This window comes from Pseudomonas sp. BN505 (assembly GCF_029873175.1).
Lineage (GTDB): Bacteria > Pseudomonadota > Gammaproteobacteria > Pseudomonadales > Pseudomonadaceae > Aquipseudomonas > Aquipseudomonas putida.
The window spans coordinates 270,468-295,076 of the sequence record NZ_SSOI01000032.1 but is presented as its reverse complement, the minus strand read 5'-3'; the positions used below and the strand labels follow the sequence as shown (position 1 = coordinate 295,076).

General features: G+C 62.7%; 21 protein-coding genes. 18 read left to right on the top strand and 3 right to left on the bottom strand.

All coding sequences use genetic code 11. The features are described from left to right. The 13 genes from fdx (at position 1) to E8E78_RS10355 (ending at position 12,008) form a co-directional block, all read left to right on the top strand. Positions 1–342 carry an ISC system 2Fe-2S type ferredoxin gene (fdx, locus tag E8E78_RS10415; RefSeq protein WP_016501396.1) on the top strand — a complete coding sequence of 114 codons (342 nt, stop codon included), beginning with the start codon at positions 1–3 and terminating at the stop codon, positions 340–342. A 10-nt stretch (positions 343–352) separates the two neighbouring features. Then, positions 353–553, top strand: coding sequence for a Fe-S cluster assembly protein IscX (iscX, locus tag E8E78_RS10410; RefSeq protein WP_003248529.1), 201 nt, complete (start codon positions 353–355; stop codon positions 551–553). An 88-nt stretch (positions 554–641) separates the two neighbouring features. After that, complete coding sequence (gene ndk, locus E8E78_RS10405) at positions 642–1,067, top strand: nucleoside-diphosphate kinase (protein WP_008092560.1); 426 nt, start codon at positions 642–644, stop codon at positions 1,065–1,067. Positions 1,068–1,095: 28 nt separating this feature from the next. Then, positions 1,096–2,241: a 23S rRNA (adenine(2503)-C(2))-methyltransferase RlmN gene (gene rlmN / locus E8E78_RS10400; RefSeq protein WP_016484976.1), complete on the top strand. Its 1,146-nt coding sequence runs from the start codon at positions 1,096–1,098 to the stop codon at positions 2,239–2,241. Positions 2,242–2,255: 14 nt separating this feature from the next. Beyond that, positions 2,256–3,017 (top strand): type IV pilus biogenesis/stability protein PilW, encoded by a 762-nt coding sequence (pilW, locus tag E8E78_RS10395; RefSeq protein ID WP_049274113.1) that lies wholly within the window; start codon positions 2,256–2,258, stop codon positions 3,015–3,017. After that, on the top strand, positions 3,014–4,039 hold the full coding sequence (locus E8E78_RS10390) for a RodZ domain-containing protein (protein WP_280312195.1): 1,026 nt from the start codon (positions 3,014–3,016) through the stop codon (positions 4,037–4,039). Before pilW ends, E8E78_RS10390 begins: the two co-directional genes overlap by 4 nt. 3 nt (positions 4,040–4,042) lie before the next feature. Next, positions 4,043–5,152, top strand: a complete 1,110-nt coding sequence (gene ispG / locus E8E78_RS10385; protein ID WP_016501393.1) for a flavodoxin-dependent (E)-4-hydroxy-3-methylbut-2-enyl-diphosphate synthase — start codon at positions 4,043–4,045, stop codon at positions 5,150–5,152. Between the two features lie 25 nt (positions 5,153–5,177). Further along, positions 5,178–6,467: a histidine--tRNA ligase gene (gene hisS, locus E8E78_RS10380; RefSeq protein WP_049274109.1), complete on the top strand. Its 1,290-nt coding sequence runs from the start codon at positions 5,178–5,180 to the stop codon at positions 6,465–6,467. A 39-nt stretch (positions 6,468–6,506) separates the two neighbouring features. Then, the gene (locus E8E78_RS10375; RefSeq protein WP_084967177.1) at positions 6,507–7,148 is read left to right on the top strand and encodes a tetratricopeptide repeat protein; all 642 of its coding nucleotides are present in this window, start codon (positions 6,507–6,509) and stop codon (positions 7,146–7,148) included. Beyond that, complete coding sequence (bamB, locus tag E8E78_RS10370) at positions 7,149–8,291, top strand: outer membrane protein assembly factor BamB (RefSeq protein ID WP_061203518.1); 1,143 nt, start codon at positions 7,149–7,151, stop codon at positions 8,289–8,291. A 116-nt stretch (positions 8,292–8,407) separates the two neighbouring features. Further along, positions 8,408–9,871 carry a ribosome biogenesis GTPase Der gene (gene der / locus E8E78_RS10365; protein ID WP_016501390.1) on the top strand — a complete coding sequence of 488 codons (1,464 nt, stop codon included), beginning with the start codon at positions 8,408–8,410 and terminating at the stop codon, positions 9,869–9,871. A gap of 209 nt (positions 9,872–10,080) precedes the next feature. After that, a complete protein-coding gene (locus E8E78_RS10360; protein ID WP_059394691.1) occupies positions 10,081–11,229 on the top strand; it encodes a pyridoxal phosphate-dependent aminotransferase in 1,149 nt (382 codons plus the stop codon). Next, positions 11,217–12,008, top strand: coding sequence for an amidohydrolase (locus tag E8E78_RS10355; RefSeq protein WP_059394690.1), 792 nt, complete (start codon positions 11,217–11,219; stop codon positions 12,006–12,008). Before E8E78_RS10360 ends, E8E78_RS10355 begins: the two co-directional genes overlap by 13 nt. 129 nt (positions 12,009–12,137) lie before the next feature. Here E8E78_RS10355 and E8E78_RS10350 read toward each other — a convergent pair whose 3' ends face one another. Beyond that, positions 12,138–14,693: a sulfite reductase flavoprotein subunit alpha gene (locus tag E8E78_RS10350; RefSeq protein WP_280312190.1), complete on the bottom strand. Its 2,556-nt coding sequence runs from the start codon at positions 14,691–14,693 to the stop codon at positions 12,138–12,140. Positions 14,694–14,795: 102 nt separating this feature from the next. Continuing rightward, a complete protein-coding gene (locus E8E78_RS10345) occupies positions 14,796–17,087 on the bottom strand; it encodes a TonB-dependent siderophore receptor (protein ID WP_049274102.1) in 2,292 nt (763 codons plus the stop codon). Positions 17,088–17,308: 221 nt separating this feature from the next. On the opposite strand from E8E78_RS10345, the gene E8E78_RS10340 reads away from it, so the two are divergent. Together E8E78_RS10340 and E8E78_RS10335 are read left to right on the top strand one after the other, a co-directional pair. Beyond that, positions 17,309–17,989 (top strand): Fe2+-dependent dioxygenase, encoded by a 681-nt coding sequence (locus E8E78_RS10340; protein ID WP_016501384.1) that lies wholly within the window; start codon positions 17,309–17,311, stop codon positions 17,987–17,989. A gap of 3 nt (positions 17,990–17,992) precedes the next feature. Beyond that, a complete protein-coding gene (locus E8E78_RS10335; protein WP_016501383.1) occupies positions 17,993–18,742 on the top strand; it encodes a tetratricopeptide repeat protein in 750 nt (249 codons plus the stop codon). A gap of 156 nt (positions 18,743–18,898) precedes the next feature. On the opposite strand, the gene E8E78_RS10330 is transcribed toward E8E78_RS10335, so the two are convergent. Beyond that, a complete protein-coding gene (locus tag E8E78_RS10330) occupies positions 18,899–20,062 on the bottom strand; it encodes a type III PLP-dependent enzyme (RefSeq protein ID WP_016501382.1) in 1,164 nt (387 codons plus the stop codon). Positions 20,063–20,556: 494 nt separating this feature from the next. Between E8E78_RS10330 and E8E78_RS10325 the strand changes: the two genes are divergently transcribed. The 3 genes from E8E78_RS10325 (at position 20,557) to E8E78_RS10315 (ending at position 24,575) form a co-directional block, all read left to right on the top strand. Further along, entirely contained in the window at positions 20,557–21,054 is a 498-nt protein-coding gene (locus E8E78_RS10325) for a sigma-70 family RNA polymerase sigma factor (protein ID WP_016501381.1), read from the top strand. A gap of 20 nt (positions 21,055–21,074) precedes the next feature. Continuing rightward, the gene (locus tag E8E78_RS10320; RefSeq protein ID WP_059394686.1) at positions 21,075–22,037 is read left to right on the top strand and encodes a FecR family protein; all 963 of its coding nucleotides are present in this window, start codon (positions 21,075–21,077) and stop codon (positions 22,035–22,037) included. 108 nt (positions 22,038–22,145) lie between these two features. Beyond that, the gene (locus E8E78_RS10315) at positions 22,146–24,575 is read left to right on the top strand and encodes a TonB-dependent siderophore receptor (protein WP_280312184.1); all 2,430 of its coding nucleotides are present in this window, start codon (positions 22,146–22,148) and stop codon (positions 24,573–24,575) included. Positions 24,576–24,609 lie beyond the last annotated feature (34 nt).

Genomic DNA, 24,609 nt, shown 5'->3' with positions numbered 1-24,609 from the left:
ATGCCGCTGGTGACATTCCTGCCGCATGAGAAGTTCTGCCCAGAAGGGCTGACCGTGGAGGTCGAGCCCGGGACCAACATCCTGGAGCTGGCCCACGACCATCACATCGAGATGGAAAGCGCCTGCGGCGGCGTCAAGGCCTGCACCACTTGCCACTGCATCGTGCGCAAGGGCTTCGATTCGCTCGAAGAAGCCGACGAGCTGGAAGAGGACATGCTGGACAAGGCATGGGGCCTGGAAGCGCAGTCGCGCCTTGGTTGCCAGGTGGTCGTGGGCGATACCGACCTGACCATCGAGATCCCCAAGTATTCGCTCAACCACGCTGCCGAAGCGCCGCACTGAGGTCCTGTACATGAGTCTGAAATGGGTTGATGTACTTGAGATCGCCATCCAGCTTGCAGAAAGCAAGCCTGAGGTCGATCCTCGTTATGTGAATTTCGTGGACCTGCACCGCTGGGTGCTGGCATTGCCAGAGTTCAGCGACGATCCGTCACGCGGCGGTGAGAAAGTGCTTGAGGCAATCCAGGCCGCCTGGATCGACGAAGCCGACTAAGCGTCATGTGCAGGTTAGGCAATCCCCTGAAACCCGCGTATAATTCGCGGGTTTAATTTTTCGTAACACTCATATTCTGGAGTTTTCCATGGCTGTTCAACGTACTTTCTCGATCATCAAGCCTGACGCAGTTGCCAAAAACGTCATCGGCAAGATCACCACTCGCTTTGAAGAAGCCGGCCTGAAAATCGTTGCCTCGAAAATCAAGCAACTGTCCAAAGCCGAAGCCGAAGGCTTCTACGCTGAGCACAGCGCTCGCGGCTTCTTCGGTGACCTGGTTGCCTTCATGACTTCCGGCCCGGTTGTTGTTCAGGTTCTGGAAGGCGAAAACGCCATCGCTCTGAACCGCGAGCTGATGGGCGCTACCAACCCTAAAGAAGCTGCTGCCGGCACCATCCGTGCTGACTTCGCCGAGTCGATCGACGCCAACGCCGTTCACGGTTCGGACTCCGAAGCTGCTGCTGCTCGCGAAATCGCTTACTTCTTCGCTGCTACCGAGGTAACCACTCGCTAAGCGAAAGCTTACGGGTGAGGGTGAATCCATGACGACATCTACTGGCAAAATCAACCTGTTGGGTCTGACCCAGCCGGAAATGGAACAATTCTTCGACTCAATCGGGGAGAAGCGCTTCCGTGCCGGCCAGGTGATGAAATGGATTCACCATTTTGGCGTGTCCGACTTTGCGGCCATGACCAACGTAGGCAAGGCCTTGCGCGAAAAGCTCGAGGCCGTTGCCGAGATTCGCCCACCGGAAGTGGTCAGTGAAGACATTTCCGCCGACGGCACCCGTAAGTGGGTGATCCGCGTTGCCTCCGGCAGCTGCGTCGAGACCGTCTACATTCCTACCGACGACCGCGGCACCCTGTGCGTATCGTCGCAAGCCGGCTGCGCCCTGGATTGCAGCTTCTGCTCCACCGGCAAGCAAGGCTTCAACAGCAACCTCACCGCCGCTGAAGTCATCGGCCAGGTGTGGCTTGCCAACAAATCATTCGGGACCGTTCCTGCCAAAGTCGACCGCGCGATTACCAACGTGGTCATGATGGGCATGGGCGAGCCCTTGCTGAACTTCGACAACGTCATCGCTGCCATGAAAATCATGATGGATGACCTGGGCTATGGCATTTCCAAGCGTCGCGTCACCTTGTCCACCTCGGGCGTGGTGCCGATGATCGACGAACTGGCCAAGCACATCGACGTGTCGCTGGCCCTGTCGCTGCACGCACCGAACGACGAGCTGCGCAACAAACTGGTACCAATCAATAAGAAGTACCCGCTCAAAGTGCTGCTGGAGTCGTGCATGGGCTACATGTCCACCTTGGGTGGCAAGCGCGTGCTCACCGTCGAGTACACCTTGCTCAAGGACGTCAACGACCAGCCTGAGCATGCCGCGCAAATGATCGAGTTGCTGCGCGATGTGCCGTGCAAGATCAACCTGATCCCGTTCAACCCATTCCCGCATTCGGGCTACGAGCGGCCGAGCAACAATGCCATTCGTCGCTTCCAGGACCTTCTGCACCACGGTGGTTTCAACGTCACCACCCGTACCACCCGTGGTGAGGACATCGATGCCGCCTGTGGCCAGCTGGTCGGCCAGGTCAACGACCGCACCCGTCGCAGCGAGCGCTACATCGCCGTACGCCAGCTTTCTGCGGACGTCGAGCTGCAAGACAGCGCCGCCAGCCACTGACCGGGACTTAGCCCATGAGCCTGCGCGTTGCGCTGTCGATCCTTGCGCTTTTGCTGCTGGCCGGCTGCGTGTCGGGCGGCGCGGGCGACCCCCTGGCCAGCCGCCAGGGCAGGGCGGATGCGGGGCGTGCTTATGTGCAGCTTGGCCTGGGTTATTTGCAACAGGGTTTGACCGAGCAGGCCAAGGCGCCGTTGGGCAAGGCCCTGGCCCTGGACAGCCGTGATGCCGACGCACATGCCGCCCTGGCGCTGGTGTTCCAGGCCGAAGGTGAGCCGACACTGGCGGAGGCGCACTTTCGCAAAGCCTTGCAGGCCCGCACGGGCGACACGCGAATTCGCAACAATTACGGCAGTTTCCTTTATGCTCAGGGGCGATTTGCCGAGGCCGAGCAGATGTTTCGCCTGGCCAGTAGCGATACCCTGTATCCTGAGCGCTCACGCGTGTACGAGAACCTGGGCCTGACCGCCCTCAAGCTCGATAGCCGCGAGGCGGCGCACGCGTATCTGCTCAAAGCGTTGCAACTCAACCAGCGGCAACCGAAAGCGTTGCTGGAAATGGCTGAGTTGTCCTACGAAAACAGGCATTATGTGCCGGCCCGGGACTACTACGATCGTTTCAGCCAGTTGAGCGACCACGATGCCCGTAGCCTGCTGCTGGGTAGCCGCCTTGCCAGGGTGTTCGACGAGCAGGGCACATTGGCCGAGCTGGGCCAGCAATTACAACGACTTTATCCCGGTACGCCGGAATATCAGCAATACCTGTCGGAGCAACGATGAACGCCGCGCATCCCGAAGTAGCAGTAGCGCCTGGCCAGAACCCCGGTGAGCTTTTGCGCCTGGCCCGTGAGAAACGGGACTGGTCTCAAGCCGAGGTGGCCCGCAAGCTCAACCTCACTGTCAGTTCGTTGAACCATGTGGAAACCGGCGCCTTCGACAAGCTGCCCGGGCATACCTTCGCCCGTGGCTATATCCGCGCCTATGCCAAGTTGATGGACCTTGACCAGGCCACGCTGGTAGAAGCCTTCGACCGCTACACCGGTACCCACGCTAAAGGCAGCGATGTGCACTCGCTGGGGCGCATCGAAGAGCCGGTACGCCTGTCGCACAACATCCTGCGCGGCGTCAGCCTGTTGTTGCTGGTGGCCGTGGTCGGCGGTGGCTTCGTCTGGTGGCAGGACCAGGGCAGCCTGCGTGGCAAGGACCTGGCCAAGATGGCCCTGGAGCACGTCGAAGTCGAAAGCGCCGACGGCACCACTCAGATTCACCCGCTTGACGAGCCTGAAGATCAGGCTGTTACCGCTGGCCAGCAGCCTGAGAGCGCGCCGCTGGCACTGGAGCAGGGCACTGCCGGACAGCCTGCCGCTACCGCCGAACAGGCCCCGGCAAGCCCGGCGGCAACGGCTGCTGCACCCGCACCCGCCCAGCAGGTGCCTGCGCAGCCCGCAGCCAGCGTAGCGCCTGCTCCGGTCGCACCGGCCACCCCTGCACCGGCCGCCGTTGCGCCAGCAGCACCTGCAGCCGCCGTGGCCGCTGCCGAGCCCGCCGCAGTACCGGCAGGCAGCGCCAAGGTCGCCATCCAGTTCACCGCCGATTGCTGGACCCAGGTCTCCGATGGCAATGGCAAGGTGCTGTTCAGCGCCGTCAAGCGCAAGGGGGACAACCTCGAGCTGACCGGCAAGCCGCCGTTCGCGGTGCGCCTGGGCTTTGCCCGTGGCGCCCAGGTCAGCTACAACGGCCAGGCCGTCGATGTTGCCCCGTTCACCAGTGGCGAGACTGCTCGCCTGAAGTTGGGACAGTAAGTCATGCACGGCGAATCTCCGATCAAACGTCGCGAATCCCGCAAAATCTGGGTCGGCAATGTGCCGGTAGGTGGTGATGCACCTATCGCGGTGCAGAGCATGACCAACACCGACACCAACGATGTCGCCGCCACCGTGGCGCAAATCCAGCGCCTGGTCGATGCCGGCGTGGACATCGTGCGGGTTTCGGTGCCGGACATGGACGCGGCCGAGGCGTTTGGCAAGATCAAGCAACTGGTCAGCGTGCCGCTGGTCGCCGACATCCACTTCGACTACAAGATCGCCCTGCGCGTGGCCGAGCTGGGCGTCGATTGCCTGCGTATCAACCCGGGTAACATCGGCCGCGAAGACCGTGTACGCGCCGTGGTTGATGCTGCCCGCGACCGTGGCATCCCGATCCGCATCGGCGTCAACGCCGGGTCCCTGGAAAAGGACCTGCAGAAGAAGTACGGCGAACCGACCCCGGCGGCGCTGGTGGAGTCGGCCCTGCGCCACGTCGAGCACCTCGACCGCCTGGACTTCCAGGACTTCAAGGTCAGCGTCAAGGCATCCGATGTGTTCATGGCCGTCGAAGCCTACCGGCTGCTGGCCAAGCAGATCGTGCAGCCGCTGCACCTGGGCATCACCGAAGCGGGTGGCCTGCGTTCAGGGACGGTGAAATCCGCCGTCGGCCTCGGTATGCTGCTGGCAGAGGGCATTGGCGATACCATCCGTATCTCGCTTGCGGCCGACCCGGTCGAAGAAGTGAAAGTCGGCTACGACATCCTCAAGTCGCTGCACCTGCGTTCGCGTGGCATCAACTTCATCGCCTGCCCGAGCTGCTCGCGGCAGAACTTCGATGTGGTCAAGACCATGAACGAGCTGGAAGGGCGCCTGGAAGACCTGCTGGTGCCGCTGGACGTGGCGGTGATCGGTTGTGTGGTCAACGGCCCGGGTGAAGCCAAGGAAGCCCATGTAGGCTTGACCGGCGGCACGCCGAACCTGATCTACATAGACGGCAAGCCGGCGCAGAAACTGACCAATGACAACCTGGTCGATGAGCTGGAAAGGCTCATCCGTCAGAAAGCGGCCGAAAAGGTCGAAGCCGACGCGGCGCTGATCGCCCGTGGCTGACACACAGAATTCGTAAGGACTTTTCGTGAGCAAATCGCTGCAAGCCATCCGTGGCATGAACGACATCCTGCCAGAACAGTCGCCACTGTGGCGCTACTTCGAAGGCACCGTGGCCGGTCTGCTGGATACCTACGGGTACAGCCAGATCCGTACGCCGATCGTCGAGTTCACCGAGCTGTTCAAGCGCTCGATCGGTGAAGTGACCGACATCGTCGAAAAAGAGATGTACACCTTCGAGGACCGCAACGGCGATTCGCTGACCCTGCGCCCCGAAGGCACCGCCGCGTGCGTACGTGCCGTGCTGGAGCATGGCATCACCGGCAACGGCCAGGTGCAGAAACTGTGGTATATCGGCCAGATGTTCCGCCACGAGCGCCCGCAGAAGGGCCGCTACCGCCAGTTCCACCAGATTGGCGTGGAAGTGTTCAACCTGGATGGCCCGGACATCGATGCCGAGCTGATCATGCTGACCTGGCGCCTGTGGGGCCTGCTGGGCATCCAGGATGCGGTCAAGCTGGAGCTCAACAGCCTGGGTACCAGCGAAGCCCGTGCGCGCTACCGTGATGCGCTGGTCGAGTTCCTCTCGGCGCGCCTGGAGCAACTGGACGAAGACAGCCAGCGCCGCCTGAAGAGCAACCCGCTGCGCATCCTCGACAGCAAGGACCAGAACACCCAGGCGGTGCTGGTGGGGGCGCCCAAGCTGGAAGATTACCTGGACGAAGCCTCGCGCGTGCACTTCGAGGGCCTCAAGGCCCGCCTGGACGCCGCCGGCATTCCGTTCGTGATCAATACCAAGCTGGTGCGTGGCCTGGACTACTACAGCAAGACCGTATTCGAGTGGGTCACCGACAAGCTCGGTTCCCAGGGCACCGTGTGCGCCGGTGGCCGTTACGACGGCCTGGTCGAGCAGATGGGCGGCAAGCCGACCACTGGCGTCGGTTTCGCCATGGGTATCGAGCGCCTGATCCTGCTGCTGGAAACCCTGGGCAAGGTGCCGGAGTCCATCAACCGCCAGATCGACGTCTACCTGTGCGCCTTTGGCGAGCAGGCCGAGCTGGCTGGCCTGCGCCTGTCCGAAACCCTGCGCGACCGCTTGCCGGGCCTGCGCCTGGCGGTGAACGCGGGCGGTGGCAGCTTCAAGAGCCAGTTCAAGAAAGCCGACAAGAGCGGGGCGCTGTTCGCCCTGATCCTCGGTGATGAGGAACTGGCCAGGCAAGAAATCGGCTTCAAGCCCCTGCGTGGCCAGGGCGAACAACAGAACATTGCCTGGGATGCTCTGGCAGAGCACCTGGAAACCGCGATCGCGCAAGCGTAACGCGGTTCAACAAGCGAATAGGCGAAAAGGAGTATTGGGGTGTCGAGTACCGATGATGATGACCTGGCAGGGGTCAAGGACTGGTGGAACCGCAACGGCAAGCCGCTGCTGACTGGCGCATTGCTGGCAGGCGTGGTGGTGTTGGGCTGGAATACCTGGCACAAATACCAGGACAACCAGTCGCAAGGTGCCTCGCAGCTGTATCAGGCGTTGCTTGAAACCAGCCTGACGCCGACTGGCCAGCCAGACGCCACCAAGGTCGCGGAACTGGCCGGCAAGCTCAAGAGCGAGTTTGGCGGTACCGCCTATGCCCAGTACGGCAGCCTGTTCGTGGCCAAGGTCGCGGTCGAGAGCGGCAAGCTCGACGACGCCGCTGCCGAGCTCAAAGGCGTGCTGGACAAGCCGGCCGACGTGACCCTGGGCGAGATTTCGCGCCAGCGTCTGGCCCGCGTGCTGGCCGCCCAGAACAAGGCCGAGGATGCCCTCAAGCTGCTCGACGGCGACGCCGACAAGGCGTTCCTGGCCAGCCGTGAAGAGTTGAAGGGTGACCTGCTGGTACAGCTGGGTCGCGCCGACGACGCGCACAGCGCTTACGAAAAAGCCAAGGCTGCGTTGTCCGATGAGGCGGCGGTCGGTGGCCTGCAATTGAAGCTGGATGACCTGGCTAAAGGGGACGCGTAAGTGATCGGTTGGAAACATGCAGCAGTGCTGACCCTGGCCGTACTGGCCGCCGGTTGCAGCAGCAACAGCAAGAAAGAACTGCCCCCGGCCGAGCTGACCAAGTTCACCGAGGAAGTGGTGCTGAAGAAGCAGTGGAGCCGTTCGATCGGTGACGGCCAGGGTGAGACCTACAACACCTTGGTACCGGCCATCGAAAACGACCGTATCTACGCCTCCGACGTCAATGGCGAAGTCTTCGCCCTCGACCGCATCACCGGTGACGTGGTGTGGAAGAAGGACCTGGAGCTGCAGGTTTCCGGCGCTGTCGGCGTGGGCTACGGCCTGGTCATGCTCGGCACCCTCAAGGGCGAAGTCATTGCCCTGGACTCCAGCACCGGTGAAGAGCGTTGGCGCTCGCGCGTGACCAGCGAAGTGCTGGCCCCGCCTGCCAACAACGGTGATGTGGTCGTGGTGCAGACCCAGGACGATCGCCTGATCGGCCTGGATGCCGCCACGGGCGACCGCCGCTGGATCTACGAGAACACCCCGGCCGTACTGACCCTGCGTGGCACCGGTGCACCGATCGCCACCAACCGCCTGGCCGTCGCCGGCCTGTCCACCGGCAAGGTGGTCGCGGTGGACATCAACAACGGTGTGCCGGTGTGGGAAAGCCGCGTGGCCATCCCCAAGGGCCGTTCCGAGCTGGACCGTGTGGTTGATATCGACGGCGGCTTGCTGCTGTCTGGTGGTACCCTGTACGTCAGCACCTACCAGGGCCGTGTAGCGGGCCTGGACCTGGAAAGCGGCCGCGAGCTGTGGCAGCGCGATGCTTCCAGCTATGTGGGCGTCGCCCAGGGCTTCGGTAACGTCTACGTCAGCGAAGCTTCGGGTACCGTGGAAGGCGTGGATGAGCGCTCTTCCAGCGCCCTGTGGAGCAACGACAGCATGGCTCGTCGCCAGCTGACCGCCCCTGAAGTGTTCAGCAGCTATGTGGCTGTGGGTGACTTTGAGGGTTACCTGCACCTGCTGAGCCAGGTGGATGGCCGCTTCGTCGGCCGTGAACGTATCGATAGCGATGGCCTGCGCGCCCGCCCACTTGTGGTCGGCGACACCATCTATGTCTTTGGCAACAGCGGCAAGCTCGAGGCACTGACCATCCGCTGAAGCTATGCTTGAAGCCTTGGCGGGTTTCAAGCCGCGGCGTAGGACACGCCGCCCAAACTCCGGCCGCTGCCTTGCAGCGGCCTTTGCATTTTCAAGAATTCGAGAGTGGAGAGCCGATGGTTCCCGTAATTGCCCTGGTGGGCCGCCCGAACGTCGGCAAATCCACCATGTTCAACCGCCTGACCAAAACCCGCGATGCCATCGTGGGTGACCTGTCGGGCCTGACCCGTGACCGCCAGTATGGTGATGCCAGCTGGCAGGGTCGTTCCTTCATCCTGATCGACACCGGCGGTATTACCGGTGACGAAGTGGGCATGGACGAAAAAATGGCCGAGCAGTCGCTCATGGCCATCGAAGAAGCCGACTATGTGCTGTTCCTGGTCGATGCCCGCGCCGGCATGACCGCCGCTGACCAGATGATTGCCGAGCACCTGCGCAAGCGCAACAAGTCGGCGATTCTGGTCGCCAACAAGATCGACAACATCGACCCCGATGTTGCCCGCGCCGAGTTCTCGCCGATGGGCATGGGCAACGCCATTCCGGTGGCGGGCTCCCAGGGCCGTGGTATCAGCGCCCTGATGGAAGCCGTGCTCGGCCACCTGCCACGTGATGCCGAGGAAGAAGCCCTCGACCAGAACGTCGCCGAAGGCGAGGAGGCCGTGCGCATTCCTGGCCCAAGCGAGAAGGATGGCATCAAGATCGCCATCATCGGCCGCCCGAACGTCGGCAAGTCGACCCTGGTCAACCGCATGCTCGGCGAAGAGCGTGTGGTGGTCTACGACGAGCCGGGTACTACCCGAGACAGTATCTACATCCCGTTCGAGCGTGATGGTGACAAGTACACCTTCATCGACACCGCCGGGGTGCGCAAGCGCGGCAAGATCCATGAGGAAGTCGAGAAGTTCTCGGTGGTCAAGACGCTGCAGGCGATCAAGGACGCCAACGTCGTCATCTTCGTCATGGACGCCCGTGAAGGGGTGGTCGACCACGACCTGAACCTGCTGGGCTTCGCCCTCGAAGCCGGCCGCGCCATCGTCATCGCGCTGAACAAGTGGGATGGCATGGAGCCGGGTGAGCGCGCCTACGTGAAGACCGAGCTGGAGCGCCGGCTGTTCTTCGTCGACTTCGCCGACATCCACTTCATCTCCGCCTTGCACGGCACCGGCGTGGGCAACCTGTACAAGTCGGTGCAGGCCGCATTCACCTCGGCTGTGACCCGCTGGCCAACCAGCCGCCTGACGCAGATCCTCGAAGATGCTGTCAGCGAGCACCAGCCACCGCTGGTCAACGGCCGTCGCATCAAGCTGCGCTATGCCCACCTTGGTGGTGCCAACCCGCCGCTGATCGTGATCCACGGCAACCAGACCGAGAGCATTCCCAAGTCGTACTCGCGTTACCTGGAAAACACCTACCGCCGGGTGCTGAAGCTGGTCGGTACGCCGATCCGCATCGAGTACAAGGGTGGTGAGAACCCGTTTGAGGGCAAGAAAAACACCCTCACCGACCGCCAGGTCAACAAGAAGCGCCGCTTGATGTCGCACCACAAGAAGGCTGAGAAGAAGCGCCGCGACAAGCGCTGATTCCGCGTCAGCTTCTTCGCGGGCTTGCCCGCTCCCACAGGTCCTCCACAGATTTGAATATTGTGCAGCACCTGTGGGAGCGGGTTCACCCCGAAGAGGCCCTTTGATCCAGAGCAATCCCCCTATTGTTTCAACCTTTTTCCTGACTGCTCGATCCGCTATGCTCGGACTCCACCCCGTGCCGGATACACCCCAGGAAAGAGGGCTCCATGATCCGCAGCAAACTGCCGAATGTCGGCACGACCATCTTCACCACCATGTCCCAGCTCGCCGTGCAGACCGGCGCGCTCAACCTGTCCCAGGGTTTCCCTGATTTCAACGGCCCGCAGGCCCTGCTCGATGCAGTGGGCCGGCATGTGGCTGCCGGGCACAACCAGTATTCGCCAATGACCGGCCTGCCGGCCTTGCGCCAGCAAGTGGCGGCGAAGGTGGCGCGGCTGTATGGCGCACAGGTGGATGCCGACCAGGAAGTGACCATCACCCCCGGTGCCACCGAGGCGATCTTCTGTGCCATCCAGGCGGTGGTCCATGCCGGTGACGAAGTGATTGTCTTCGACCCGTGCTACGACAGCTACGAGCCGTCCGTGGAACTGGCCGGTGGCCGCTGTGTGCATGTGCAACTGAGCGACGGCGACTTCCGTATCGACTGGCAGAAGTTCAGTGATGCCCTGAGCCCGCGCACCCGCATGGTCATCCTCAATTCGCCGCATAACCCCAGTGGCGCACTGATCACTCGCGAAGACCTTGAGCAGTTGGCAACGCTGATTGCCGACCGCGATATCTACCTGGTCAGCGATGAGGTCTACGAGCATCTGGTTTATGACGGCGTTCGTCACGCCAGCGTGTTGGCCCACGAGCAGTTGTATCAACGCGCCTTTGTGGTCAGTTCGTTCGGCAAGACCTACCACGTTACCGGCTGGAAGACCGGCTACGTGATCGCGCCCCCGGCGCTGAGCGCAGAGCTGCGCAAGGTGCACCAGTACGTCAACTTCTGTGGCGTGACGCCATTGCAGTGCGCCCTGGCTGATTTCATGGCCGAGCACCCTGAGCATATCGATGAGCTGCCGGCCTTCTACCAGGCCAAGCGCGACCTGTTCTGCGGCTTGCTGGAAGGCTCGCGTTTCAACTTTACCCGCACGGCGGGCACTTATTTCCAGCTGGTGGACTACTCGCAGATTCGCCCGGACCTGAACGATGTCGACATGTCGCTATGGCTCACCCGTGAGCACGGTGTGGCGACCATCCCGGTATCGGTGTTCTACCAGCAACCCATCCCCGAGCAACGCCTGGTACGCCTGTGCTTTGCCAAACGTGAGGAGACGCTGCGTCAGGCAGCGGAACGACTATGCGCGATCTGAGCACACTGCCCAACCTGAAAGTCGCCCTGGTGCAAACCACCCTGGCCTGGCACGACCGCGAGGCCAACTATGCACACTTCGAGGTGTTGCTGGAGCAGGTAGGGGAGGTGGACCTGGTAATCCTGCCAGAGATGTTCACCACCGGATTTTCGATGGACTCCGAAAGCCTGGCCGAACCGGAGAATGGCCCGACCTACAAATGGCTGAAGGCCCAGGCGAAGAAGTACAACGCGGTGATCACCGGCAGCGTGATCATCCAGGCCGCCGATGGCAGCCACCGCAACCGCCTGCTATGGGCGCGGCCGGACGGCGAGATATTGCACTACGACAAGCGCCACCTGTTCCGCATGGCCGGTGAGCACAAGCACTACACCCCCGGTGAACGCCAGGTGCAGTTCGAGCTCAAGGGTTGGCGAATTCGCCCGCTGATCTGCTACGACCTGCGGTTCCCGGTATGGAGCCGTGACGCCCAGGACACTGACCTGCTGCTTTACACCGCCAACTGGCCGGCTGCACGCCGCCAGCACTGGAACCGTCTGCTACCGGCGCGGGGCATCGAGAACCTGTGCTATGTGGCAGCGGTGAACCGGGTGGGCACGGACGGCAAGGGCTTTGCCTATTCGGGCGACAGCCAGGTGCTGGACTTCCAGGGCGAGAGCCTGCTCGGTGCCGGCGAGGCAGACGGGGTGTTTACCGCTGTGCTGAGTGCGCCGGAACTGGCGGCGTACCGGGCCAAGTTCCCGGCCAACCTGGATGCCGATACCTTCGATTTACACTGACAGCTTGTACCGGCCTCTTCGCGGGTAAACCCGCTCCCACAGGTACTGCACAGTCTTCGTAATCTGTGATGATCCTGTGGGAGCGGGTTTACCCGCGAAGAGGCCGGCGCTGGTTAAATCAATAGATGATCAGTACACATCCCGCCGATACCGCCCATCCTCGATCAACTGCTGCACAGCGGCTTCACCAAGCATGCCGTTGAGCGCCGCATCCACCCCCGCAGCCATCCCTTGCAGGCTGCCGCAGACATACACACAGGCGCCATCCGCCACCCAGCGCTTGAATTCCTCGGCTTGCTGCAGCAACACATCCTGCACATACACTTTCTCGGCCTGATCCCGCGAGAACGCCAGGTCCAGGCGTGCCAGGTCGCCGCTCTGCAGCCAGCCTTGAAGCTCGTCACCACACAGCAGGTCATGCGCCCGGTTACGCTCGCCAAACAGCAGCCAGTTGCGCTGTTCGCCAGCATTCACCCGTGCGCGGATCAGGCTGCGCAGGCCGGCCAGGCCGGTGCCGTTACCGATCAGGATCATCGGGGCTGCGGTCTCCGGCAGGTGGAAGCCGCTGTTGCGCCGCAGGCGCAAGCTCAGCGTGCCGTTCAGTGGCAGGTATTCGGTGAGCCACCCGGAGCCCAGGCCCAGGTTCCCATCGCTATGGCGCTCCTGGCGCACGATCAGCTCCAGCGCGCCATCACTGGCGATGGAGGCGATGGAGTATTCGCGGCTGCCGATCGGCACCAGGGCGTCTACCAGCGCCTGCGGCTGCAAGCCGATCAGGTGATCACGGCGCGCCGGCAACTGGCGGCCAGCGAGGGCTTGGGCAAGTGTTTCCCCCAGGCCATTCACCTGTACCCGGGCGCTGGCGTCCAGCGCCATGCCCTTGAGGAACGCGTCGATCCGTGGCTGCCCATTGAGCGGCAGTATCTCCACCAGGTCGCCGGCTTCCCAACTGGCAGGCTCTTCAGCCAGCAGGCCAAGCAAGTACACCGGCTGGCCCTGGCTGCCCGGGTTGAGCAGTTCGCGACGCACCAGTGACCAGTTGCCAAAGCTTGCCGGCTGCCAGGCGGCCACTGGCTGGGCGCCGGTCAGTTGCGCCAGCTCCTGCTGCCACTGCTGCAGGGCGGCCTGGTCGGCGTTGTCCACTTCCACCGGGCTGAACGCGCTGCTGGCACCGCGTTCTCCCAGCCACGCCTGCAGGCGACGGGCGAAGCCACAGAAGTGCGGGTACTGGCGGTCGCCGAGGGCGAGCAGGGCGTAGTTGAGGTTGTTCAGCGCCCAAGGCTGGCCGAGCACCTTGCGCTCGAAACCGCGGGCGCTGTCGGGTGCTTCGCCGTCGCCGAAAGTACTGACCACGAACAACGCGCGGCGGGCCTGGCGCAGGTCGTCTTCACGCAGTTCGGCCAGTGCGCGTACCTGCACCGGCAGGCCGGCTGCCTGCAACTGGCCGGCACTTTGCCAGGCCAGTTGTTCGGCAAAGCCGCTTTGGCTGGCAAAGCCGATCAGCCAGCTGTCGCCGCTGCCGTCGCCGGTGGCGACGTTGCCACGGGCTGCGCGGACCTGGCGCTTCTTGCGGCGGCGGTCGAGGTACAGCAGCCAGCCCGTGACGAAAAACAGTGGCATGGTCAAGCTGGCGATGGTGACGATGATGCGCCCCGGCAGGCCGAAGTATTCGCCCACGTGCAGGGCGTAGACGCTCTGCAGCAGCTGGGCCTTGAAGGATTTGTCGGAGTAGCGGTCGTGTCTTTTCACCTGGCCGGTGGCCGGGTCCAGTTCCAGGGTGTTGAAGGCGCGCGGGTGATCGGCGTTGTCCAGCAGGTAGAACAGGTTGGCCGGCTGGCCGCCAACCGGTGGCAGGCGCAGGTTGTAGGCGGCAAGGCCTGGCCCTGCGGCGTCTTTGAGGTTGGCCCAGATGGCGTCGTAGTCGACCACCAGCGGCGGGGCGTTCTTGTCGACCTTCTGTGGGCCGTGACGGCCACGGCCTTCGCCGCGTTTTTGTTGCTGGCCGGCTGCCGGCGCGTCGGCCAGCAGCTTGTTCAGGCCTCCGCGGTACCACTCATAGGACCAGAACAGGCCGGTCAGGGCGAACAGAAGATAGAACAGCAGGCACCAGGTACCGGCCACGGCGTGCAGGTCCCAGTTGAAGGCGCGGCCTTTCTTGGCCCAGTCGAAAGTAAGCCAGGTGCGCCAGTCCAGCGCCTTGCGCGGCCAGCGCAGGTACAGGCCGGACAGGCAGAAGAACACCAGCATCAGGGTGCAGGCGCCGGTGATCTGCCGGCCGGTGTCGCCAATGGCCAGGAAGCGGTGCAGGTTGAGCATGAGGTTGAAGAAGCCTTGCCCGGCCACTTCGCCTTTGAGTTCGCCCGTATAGGGGTCCGCATAGCGCAGCTCGCCACGGCGCTCGCCCGGTGCCGGCATGAAGAAGATGCGTGCGGCGTTGCCTTCACGTACGTCTACCCACAGCATCGATACCTTGTCGTGTTGCTGGGCCTCGACCCGTTGCACCAGCTCGGCCGGCGGCAGTACGCCTTCGGCGCGCACTTCTACCTTGAGCACATCGGCATTGAACGCGCGCAGCAGTTCTTCCTGGAACGAGTACAGGGCCCCGGTGATGCCCATCAAGGCCAGCACCAGGCCAGCGGTGATGCCAAAGAACCAGTGCAATTGGAACAGCGTCTTCTTCACCACATCGATCACCTTGTGTTGCTGCCGCAGACTGCGCGGCGTGCATTATGCCTTGATACGCAAAAGCCCCGCTCACTGGAATGAACGGGGCCCTTGGTTGTTGCTTTAGAAGTGGACGCTGGTGGTCAACAGTGCAGTCCGCCCGGCCGCCTGGTTGGCGAAGTGGGTGGAGAAGGCCTTGTCGTAGTACACCTCGTTGGTCAGGTTCTGCACGTTCAGCTGCAGGTCGACGTTCTTGGTCAGCTTATAGGCGGCCATGGCGTCGTAGCGCACGTAGCTGTCGACCATGGTGGTGTTGGCCACGCTGCCGTACACGTCATCCACGTAGAACGCACCGCCACCGACGGTCAGCTTTGGCGTGATCGAGTAGGTCGTCCACAGGCTGGCGCTGTTGTTCGGGGTGTTTGGCAACTGGTTGCCATCGTTGGCCTTGCCCAGCGGGCCGCCGTCGATCTGGCGAGCCTGCATGTAGGTGTAGCCGGCGAATACCTGCCACTTGTCGGTGATCTTGCCGCTGGCCGACAGTTCGATGCCTTGTACGCGGGTTTCGCCGACGTTTTCGTAGGTGGTGGTGTCCACCTGGACGCGGGCGTTTTCCTTCTCGGTGCGGAACAGCGCAGCGGTCAGCGACAGGCGCTGGTCGAGCAGGTCCCACTTGGTGCCGATTTCGTAGTTGGTGGTTTCCTCTGGCTCCATGTCGCTGGCCAGCAGGTTGCCGTTACGGTCCGGGGTGCCACCCAGCGGGTTGCCTTCTGTACCTTCGCCGAGCATCGAGCCTGGTGGCGTTGCAGAAGTGGCGTAGGAAACGTAGATACTGCCGTTTTCGGCCGGTTTCCACACCAGGCCCAGCTGGCCGGTCACGAACTCGCTGACATCCTTGCCCTTGGCGGTGGTGTTGCCAGCGGCGTTGTAGGTCTTGTAGTCGGTGTCGAAGTGGTCGTAGCGCAGGCCCATGTTGACCAGCCACTCGGGGGTAAGCTCCAGAGTGTCGAAAACGTAGATCGCCCGGGTCTTGCTGTTGGTGGTGGTGCCGGCGTAGTTGCGCGAGATGGTACCGTTCCACGGGTCATCCGGGTTCGGGTTGCTCAGTGAGGTGCAGTTGTAGCCACTGGTGGCGCCGATCATGCCGGGGGTGCAGTTGGTGTTGGCGGCGCCGCCTGGCACGGTGTCAGTCCCGACGGTGTAGGACGAACGGTCGCTCTCTTCGCGGCTGAGCTCGATACCGGTAGAGAAGCTGTTTTTCATACCACCGACGTAGAACTCGCCGAACAGGTCGGTCTGGTTGGTGGTGGTGGCGGTGTTGCCGACACGGGTGTTTGCACGGCGCCAGACGCTGCCGTTGTTGACGTTGCCCTTGCTGTCGTCAGGCTGGGTCAGGATGTAGTCCTGCATGCTGTTGCCGTGACGCAGGGTGTTCTTGATGGTCAACGAGTCGGTCAGGTCGTGCTCGATCGCGAAGGTGGCGATGTCTACACGGCTCTTGCGGAAGTCACGGCCGGTCAGGCCATAGAAGTTGTCGCTGTCGCCGCCGTCATTCGGCTTGCTCGGGTGTGCCGAGGTGCGCCCGCCGCTGCCGTTGGTCGGGATGGTGTACGGGATGCCCGAATCCGGCAGGTCGTCGCTTTCCAGGTGGTAGTAGTCGAGGTTGACGCGGGTCGGTGTGCCCAGGCCGAAGGCCAGCGACGGGGCGATCCCCCAACGGTCGTAGTTGACCTTGTCGCGGCCGGCAACGTTGCTTTCGTGGGTCATCAGGTTCAGACGGCCGGCAACGGTGTCGCTGAACTGGTAGTTGCCATCGAAGGTGTAGCGCTGGGTCTGGTCACTGCCCCAGGTCCAGGCGCCGTCCAGCGAGTTGCCCAAGTGCGCACGCTTGCTCACCAGGTTGATGGTACCGCCGGCAGCACCACGGCCACCGATGGCCGAGTTCGGGCCCTTGGCCACTTCTACCGACTCGATGGCGAAGATTTCGCGGGTTTGCGCGCCAGTGTCACGCACGCCGTCCAGGTAAGTATCGCCTTGGGCGTCGAAGCCGCGGATGAACGGGCGGTCGCCTTGCGGGTTGCCGCCTTCGCCAGCGCCGAAGGTGATGCCTGGCACGGTACGCAGGGCGTCCTGCAGGGTCAGGGCGTTGGTGTCCTTGATCACCTGCTGCGGGATGACGGTGACCGAGCGCGGGGTGTCTACCAGCGGCGCGGTGTACTTCTGCGAGGCGGCCTTCTCGACTTTGTAATCGGTGCTGGCCTGTTCAGCCTTGCCGTTGACGCTGGTAGCGTCGAGGGTGATCGCGCTATTGGCGGCCGGGTCGGCGGCATACACCGATGTGGCGCTAAGCGCGACGCCGATGGCGGATACGATCAGGCGTGGCGAACTCACTGCAGATGGTACGTACTGGCGCATTGCTAAGGACCTTCCCCAAGGTGTTGAGGCGGCGGATCTTAATGTAAGCAATTGTGACTAACAATTGAGAGTCGTTACCATTCGTGAAGAATTTACAATCTTTACATTTGTCCTTTACGGTTTCATCAAGCTGAAACGTCTTAAGCGGCGAAAAGGCTTGTGCAGCGCAAAAGGGAATCAATATCATTGGCGCCTTTACATTTCCTAACGGTGCTGCCGCCATGCTGCTTCACATCCCAGGCCTGTTTGACGCTGACGAGCTGGCCCGTATCCGCGAGGCGCTGGAGCAGGCCGACTGGGCTGATGGCAAGGTGACTGCCGGATATCAGTCGGCCAAGGCCAAACACAACCTGCAGTTGCCGGAAGGGCACCCGTTGGCCAAGGAGATCGGCACTGCGCTGATCGACCGCCTGTGGAAAACCCCGCGCTTCATGTCTGCGGCCCTGCCGCACAAGGTGTTCCCGCCGTTGATCAACTGCTACCGCGAGGGTGGCAATTTCGGCTTTCACATCGATAACGCCTTGCGTCAGCCCAAGGGCAGTCCTGAGCGGGTGCGTACCGACCTGTCATCGACGTTGTTCCTCAGCGACCCGGACAGCTACGACGGCGGTGAACTGGTGATTCAGGACACCTATGGGGAGCGGCAGGTGAAGTTGGCGGCCGGGGACCTGGTGCTGTACCCCGGTACCAGCCTGCACAAGGTCAACCCGGTGACCCGAGGCCAGCGTTACGCCGCGTTCTTCTGGACCCAGAGCCTGGTGCGCGAGGACAGCCAGCGGGCGCTGCTGTTCGAGATGGACGATGCCATCCAGCAACTGACTGCCGATGTACCCGAGCACCCCTCGTTGCTGCAGCTGACCGGCACCTACCACAACCTGCTACGCCGCTGGGCCGAGGTCTGAACCGTGTCCTATCAGTTGCGACGTGAGGAAGTGGTGGATGTGGCTGGCTTGCAGTCCATGCTGGAGGAGAGCCCCGGCAAAGCTGCCCAGGCAATCCTGGCAGCGGCGGGGCAGGGCGCGGTCGAGGCGCAGTTGCTGCTGGGGCAGATTCTGCTGGATGGGCGCGGTATCGAAGAAGATGCCACCGTGGCCCGGCGTTGGTTCGGCATCGCCGCACAGGGCGGCAGTGCCATGGCGCATAACATGCTCGGGCGTTGCCTGGAGCATGGTTGGGGGGGGGAGCCGAGCCTGGAGCAGGCAGCCATTCATTATGCGCGTGCGGCTGACGCCGGGCTGGACTGGGGCCTTTACAATCTGGGCAACCTGCTGGCCACCGGGCGCGGGGTGCCGGCCAACCAGGCACAGGCACTGATGTGCTACGAGAAGGCTGCGCAGCTGGGGCACGCCAAGTCGATGAACCTGTATGGGCGTTACCTGGAGCAGGGCATTGCCACGGCGCCCAGCCCGGCGCGGGCGGTGCGCTGGTATCGGCGCTCGGCAGAGGCGGGGGATTTCCGTGGGATGTTCAGCCTGGGGCTGGTGCTGGTCGAGCGCGGGCAGCTGGCCGAAGCAGGGCAATGGCTGGAGCAGGCGCGGGTTGAGGGGAACATGAATTTCCTGCGTGCTGCGTTGGTAACCTTGCAGGGTGCAGGGCCGGTGTTGATGGCCTTTGCGGCGCGGTATGCCGAAGAGATCGAACGGCGCGGGGATTGAAGTTGCCTGTGCTGGCCTCTTCGCGCGCTTGCCGGCTCCCACAGGTACTGCGCTGGGCCTGAAGGAAGCACCGCACCTGTGGGAGCGGGCAAGCCCGCGAATGGGCCGGTACAGTGGAGCACACATGAAAACGGGGCCTTGCGGCCCCGTTTTGCGTTACAGGTAGTAAGCCTTCAGCGGCGGGAAGCCGTTGAATTCGACTGCGCTGTAGCTGGTGGTGTAGGCACCGGTCGACAGCCAGTACAGGCGGTCACCGATGGCCAGGTTCAGCGGCAGGCCGTACTTGTAGTTTTCGTACATGATGTCGGCGCTGTCGCAGGTCGGGCCGGCGATGACGACTTCTTCGGTTTCGCCTTTCTTCTCGGTCCAGATCGGGAACTTGATGGCTTCGTCCATGGTTTCGATCAGGCCGGAGAATTTGCCCACGTCGGTGTAGATCCAACGCTCGACGGCAGTGCGCGACTTGCGCGCCACCAGCACCACTTCGCTGACCAGGATGCCGGCGTTGGCAATCAGCGAACGGCCTGGCTCCAGGATGATTTCCGGCAGCTCGTCACCGAAGTCTTCCTTGAGGAAGCGGATGATTTCTTCGGCGTAGGTTTCCAGGCTGTTGGTACGGGTGATGTAGTTGGCCGGGAAGCCGCCACCCATGTTGATCAGCTTCAGCTCGATGCCGTCTTCTTCCTTCAGGCGCTCGAAGATCACCTTGACCTTGGCGATGGCGGCGTCCCACACGCTGATGTCGCGCTGCTGCGAGCCCACGTGGAAGGAGATGCCGTAAGGCACCAGGCCCAGGTCACGGGCGAGGATCAGCAGGTCCATGGCCATGTCGGTCTGGCAGCCGAATTTACGCGACAGCGGCCAGTCGGCAGTGGTGGAGCCCTCAGTCAGGATACGCACATACACTTTCGAACCCGGTGCGGCCTTGGCGATGTTGCGCAGGTCGGCTTCCGAGTCGGTGGCGAACAGGCGCACGCCCTTCTCGTAGAAGTAGCGGATGTCCTTGGACTTCTTGATGGTGTTGCCGTAGCTGATGCGGTCGGCGCTGACACCGCGGTCCATCACCTTGTCCAGTTCGTAGATCGAGGCGATGTCGAAGCTCGAACCTTTCTCTTTGAGCAGGTCGATGATTTCGACGGCCGGGTTGGCCTTGACCGCGTAGTAGACCTTGGCGAATTCGAAACCGGCGCGCAGGTCGTCATAGGCCTGGCTGATCATCTGGGTATCGATGAGTACGAACGGGGTTTCCTGCTTGTCGGCGAACGCCTTCATTTTCTGGAAGGTGTCACGCGCGAAATAGTCTTCGACCTGGATCGACATGCTCAGGGACTCCATGGGCAAACAAAAAGAATAAGTGGCTGCAAACTGAACGTCCTCCGTATCCCCACTTTGGTTCGCCTACTCAGTACTTGAGCCGGATGGATCGTTTCCAGCATGGACGTTCGGCGCGCACTTTAGGGCGTGAAGAATGCAGAATCAACAGGCAATCCGGGCGTGATCGGCGTGGATCGACGACCAGCCATTTGAATAACCGACTCGTGTGACCGGCTGATGTTCCCCGCGATGTTTCAAGCGTTAAATATTGTGGAATAGACCGTGTTGGCCCCTTTGTGGGTAAACCCGCTCCTATAGGCTTTTCGCAATTCTCGGGTGTGCGGGGTCACCCGTTAAGGGGCCAGAGGTGTTCATATTTATGGCCACATTTTCCTGGTACCCACGTACAGGAAATGGCCCATAAATTTTTTGTTACCGACTGGCGGATTTGCTGGTTTTGATGAGAAACATTACTATTCGCACCCTTATCCGCCTCCCTGATGACCCAGACCGTGTCCGGACACAAAGGCTTCCTCGACCATTACCATGAGCTGATCGGCACCTGGACGCGCAAACTGCGCAATCGCCAGCAGGCTGAAGACCTCACCCACGATGCCTTTGTCCGGGTACTGGAAAACCCGCGCGACCAGGTCGAGCAGCCCCGCGCCTACCTGCACCAGACCGCACGTAACATTGCCGTGGATGGCTTGCGCCGCGAAGACCGCCGCCAGGCCCTGGCGCTGGAAGCGTTAGACGAAGGCACTGGCGGCAGCGATGACCCGGAGGCCTACGTGCATGCGCTGGAATTGGCCGACAGCGTCGAGCGGGCGCTGGCCGAGTTGCCGCTCAACTGCCGGCAGGTTTTCATCTGGCAGAAACTCGAAGGGCTGACCCAGGCCGAGATCGCCGAGCGGATGGGTTTGAGCAAGAACATGGTCGAAAAGTATATGATCCGCACGCTCCGGCATTTGCGTGAGCACCTGGATGTGTCGGCATGATGAGTCAGGAGACCTTTTCGATGAAACAGCACGGTACCGATACCGTCCGCGAGCAGGCGGCCGCATGGTTTGCCCGCGTGCAGGATGCGCCTCAGGATGCCGGGCTGCAGAAACAGTTGCGCGCCTGGTTGGCCAGCGACGAGCGCCACCGGGAGGAGTACCAGCACCTGTGCCGCGTGTGGCAGGCCGCCGACTTCATTCCACGCCAGCGCCTTGAAGCGTTGTGCCAGCCGGACCCGGTGCAGCAACTGCCTCGTCGGCGTTTCGTGCGTCACGCCCTGGCTGCCAGTGTCGCGGTATTGGCCTTGGGCCTGGGTTGGGGCGGCTGGCACCACCAGCAACTGAATCACCAGGGTAGCTTGCAGACCGCCTTCAATGAACGCCGCCAGGTCGAACTGCCGGATGGCTCCTTGCTGGATCTCAATGGCAGCACACAGCTGCAGGTCGACTTCAGCGCCGGCCAGCGGCATATCCGCCTGAGTGCCGGCGAGGTGATGTTCAACGTCGCCCACGACAGTGCCCGGCCGTTTGTGGTCGACACCGCCCAGGGCAGCGTGACGGTAACCGGTACCCGCTTTGACGTGCGGCAGGACCCTGCCAGCACCCGGGTGGCGGTGGAGCAGGGTTCGGTGCGTGTGCAGGGCAAGGGCGACGCGCTGGCGCAGCTTACGGCCGGCCAGGGTTCGCATATAGATGCACATGGCGGGGTGGCCGCCCCCTACGCCGTCAATACCGCTGCCGTTACCGCCTGGCGCCAGGGCAAGCTGGTGTTCGACAACGCTACCCTCGCCGAGGTGGTGGCCGAAGCCTCGCGCTATCGTAGCCAACCGCTGCGGGTCGCCCCCGGTAAAGTCGCCCAGATGCGCCTTTCGAGCACCTTCAGCACCGACGACACCGACGCACTGTTGCGGGCCTTGCCGAGCATCCTGCCGGTGGCCATCAAGGCCCATGAAGACGGTTCTCGCGAAATAATTGCGAAATAGATTCAGGTTTTTTCTCGCTCGTTCGTCTTCCTCGCCAGCTGCAACTGCCAAGCATTTCCATTTGCACGCGGTTGGCGTTTATTCCGCATTCCAGGATGTTTCGACGACGTGAACAACAACAAACCCTTCCCACGCTTCCGCGCCCTGGCGCTGGCCCTGGCGGTCAGCGCCGTGACCGTCAACAGCCAGGCTGCTGAGGCGGGCAACACCATCCAGATCCAGGCTCAACCGCTGGCCTCGGCCCTGAATCAGCTTGGTCAGCAAACCAACCTGCAGCTGTTCTTCAGCCCCGAACTGGTGGCGGGCAAACAGGCCCCGGCGGTGTCTGGCAACCTGGCGCCGGTGCAGGCGCTGCAACAGTTGCTGCAAGGCAGCGGGCTGACCTTCGAGATGTCCCAGGACACCGTCGTGGTAAAGCCGCTGCCGACTACCCTCGACCTGGGCAGCGGCAGCCTGGAGCTGGCGCCCACCGACATCAAGGTGGTCGGTGACTGGTTGGGCGATGCCCAGCAGAGCGTGGTGCAGAACCACCCCGGGGCGCGCACCGTGGTGCGTCGCGAGGCGATGGTGGAGAAGGGCGCGATGAACGTGCGCGACGTACTGCGCGGCATCCCGGGTGTGCAGGTGCAGGACTCCAACGGCACCGGCGGCAGCGACCTGTCGCTGAACGTGGGCGTGCGCGGCCTGACCTCGCGCCTGTCGCCGCGCTCCACCGTATTGATCGACGGCATCCCGGCCGCCTTCGCGCCCTATGGCCAGCCACAGCTGTCGATGGCGCCGATCTCCTCGGGCAACCTCGACAGCATCGACGTGGTGCGTGGGGCCGGCTCGGTACGCTATGGCCCGCAGAACGTGGGAGGGGTGATCAACTTCGTCACCCGGGCGATTCCGGAAAAGGCTTCGGCGGAACTGTCCACCACCCTGGAAACCTCCCAGCGCGGCGGCTGGAAGCACACCGAGTCGGCCTTCGTCGGCGGCACGGCTGACAACGGCATGGGCGTGGCGCTGCTGTACACCGGGGTGAACGGCAACGGTTACCGTGAAAGCAACAATGGCAACGACATCGACGACGTCATCCTCAAGACCCACTGGGCGCCCACCGATGTCGATGAGTTCTGGCTCAACTTCCATTACTACGATGGCCGTGCCGACATGCCCGGCGGCCTGACCCAGGCCCAGTACGACAGCAACCCGTACCAGTCGCTGCGCGACTATGACTACTTCGCCGGTCGGCGCAAGGATGTGTCGCTCAAGTGGCAGCGCCAGCTTGACGATGCCACCCAGTTCGAAGTGCTGACCTACTACACCGACAGCTTCCGCGGCAGCGCCATCGCCTCGCGTGACATGAAGACCCTGTCATCGTACCCGCGCAACTATCACACCTTCGCCATCGAGCCACGGGTGTCGCGCATCTTCTTTGCCGGCCCGACCACCCAGGAAGTCAGCGTGGGTTATCGCTACCTGAAGGAAGCGATGCGCGAACAGTCGACCCGCCTGGCGCTGATCGACAACGTGCCGACCGTGACGCCGACCTCTGACGGCCACGTGTTCCAGGACCGCAGCGGCGGTACCGAGGCCAGCGCCTACTACATCGACGACAAGATCGATGTGGGCAACTGGACCATCACCCCGGGCGTGCGCTTCGAGCACATCAATACCGACTGGCGCGACCGCCCGGTGCTGGATGCCAACAACCGCCCGGTGGCGGAAAAGAAGCGCAGCATCACCAGCAACGAACCGCTGCCGGCGCTGAGCGTGATGTACCACATCTCCGACGCATGGAAAGTGTTTGCCAACTATGAAACCTCGTTCGGCAGCCTGCAGTACTTCCAGCTGGGCCAGGGCGGTACCGGCAACAGCACGGCCAATGGCCTGGAGCCGGAAAAGGCCAAGACCTACGAAATAGGCACGCGCTATGACGATGGTGGCTTTGCCGGCGAGCTGACGGCGTTCTACATCGACTTCGATGACGAGCTGCAGTACATCAGCAACGATGTGGGCTGGACCAACCTCGGGGCGACCAAGCACCAGGGTATCGAGGCGTCGGTGCGCTACGACCTGGCCGGGCTGGACCCGCGCCTGGAAGGGCTTTCGGTGAGCGGTGGGTACACCTTTACCCGCGCCACATATGAAGGTGAGATCCCGGGTTTCAAGGGCCGTGACTTGCCGTTCTATTCACGGCAGGTGGCCACCGCCGGCGTGCGTTACGCGGTCAACCGCTGGACCTGGAACCTGGACGCCTACGCCCAATCCAAACAGCGCGCGCCGGGGACCGGGATCAACGCCGATGGCAGCTTCAACGGCGACTACATCACCGAGCCAAGTGCGGATGGGCAGTATGGCGATATTCCGGGTTACGTGACCTGGCATGCCCGTGGCGGGTATGAATTCGGGCCCGAGATGTCCAACCTGAAGCTGGCGGCGGGGGTGAAGAACCTGTTCGACAAGCAGTACTTCACCCGCTCCAGCGACAACAACGCCGGCCTCTACGTGGGTGAGCCGCGGACCTTTTATGTGCAGGCCAGCGTAGGGTTCTGACTGGAGATTGCCGGGGCCGCTTTGCGGCCCATCG

Excerpts from the sequence above, each read along its gene's own strand:
- ispG (WP_016501393.1), top strand. The coding sequence starts at position 4,043 with ATGCACGGCGAATCTCCGATCAAACGTCGCGAATCCCGCAAAATCTGG.
- E8E78_RS10330 (WP_016501382.1), bottom strand. The coding sequence starts at position 20,062 with ATGTCGATCCAGGTCGAAGACTATTTCGCGCGTGACACCTTCCAGAAA.
- E8E78_RS10340 (WP_016501384.1), top strand. The coding sequence starts at position 17,309 with ATGCTGCTTCACATCCCAGGCCTGTTTGACGCTGACGAGCTGGCCCGT.
- fdx (WP_016501396.1), top strand. The coding sequence starts at position 1 with ATGCCGCTGGTGACATTCCTGCCGCATGAGAAGTTCTGCCCAGAAGGG.
- E8E78_RS10320 (WP_059394686.1), top strand. The coding sequence starts at position 21,075 with ATGAAACAGCACGGTACCGATACCGTCCGCGAGCAGGCGGCCGCATGG.
- E8E78_RS10345 (WP_049274102.1), bottom strand. The coding sequence starts at position 17,087 with ATGCGCCAGTACGTACCATCTGCAGTGAGTTCGCCACGCCTGATCGTA.
- E8E78_RS10390 (WP_280312195.1), top strand. The coding sequence starts at position 3,014 with ATGAACGCCGCGCATCCCGAAGTAGCAGTAGCGCCTGGCCAGAACCCC.
- E8E78_RS10360 (WP_059394691.1), top strand. The coding sequence starts at position 10,081 with ATGATCCGCAGCAAACTGCCGAATGTCGGCACGACCATCTTCACCACC.
- iscX (WP_003248529.1), top strand. The coding sequence starts at position 353 with ATGAGTCTGAAATGGGTTGATGTACTTGAGATCGCCATCCAGCTTGCA.
- rlmN (WP_016484976.1), top strand. The coding sequence starts at position 1,096 with ATGACGACATCTACTGGCAAAATCAACCTGTTGGGTCTGACCCAGCCG.
- pilW (WP_049274113.1), top strand. The coding sequence starts at position 2,256 with ATGAGCCTGCGCGTTGCGCTGTCGATCCTTGCGCTTTTGCTGCTGGCC.
- E8E78_RS10355 (WP_059394690.1), top strand. The coding sequence starts at position 11,217 with ATGCGCGATCTGAGCACACTGCCCAACCTGAAAGTCGCCCTGGTGCAA.
- E8E78_RS10325 (WP_016501381.1), top strand. The coding sequence starts at position 20,557 with ATGACCCAGACCGTGTCCGGACACAAAGGCTTCCTCGACCATTACCAT.
- ndk (WP_008092560.1), top strand. The coding sequence starts at position 642 with ATGGCTGTTCAACGTACTTTCTCGATCATCAAGCCTGACGCAGTTGCC.
- der (WP_016501390.1), top strand. The coding sequence starts at position 8,408 with ATGGTTCCCGTAATTGCCCTGGTGGGCCGCCCGAACGTCGGCAAATCC.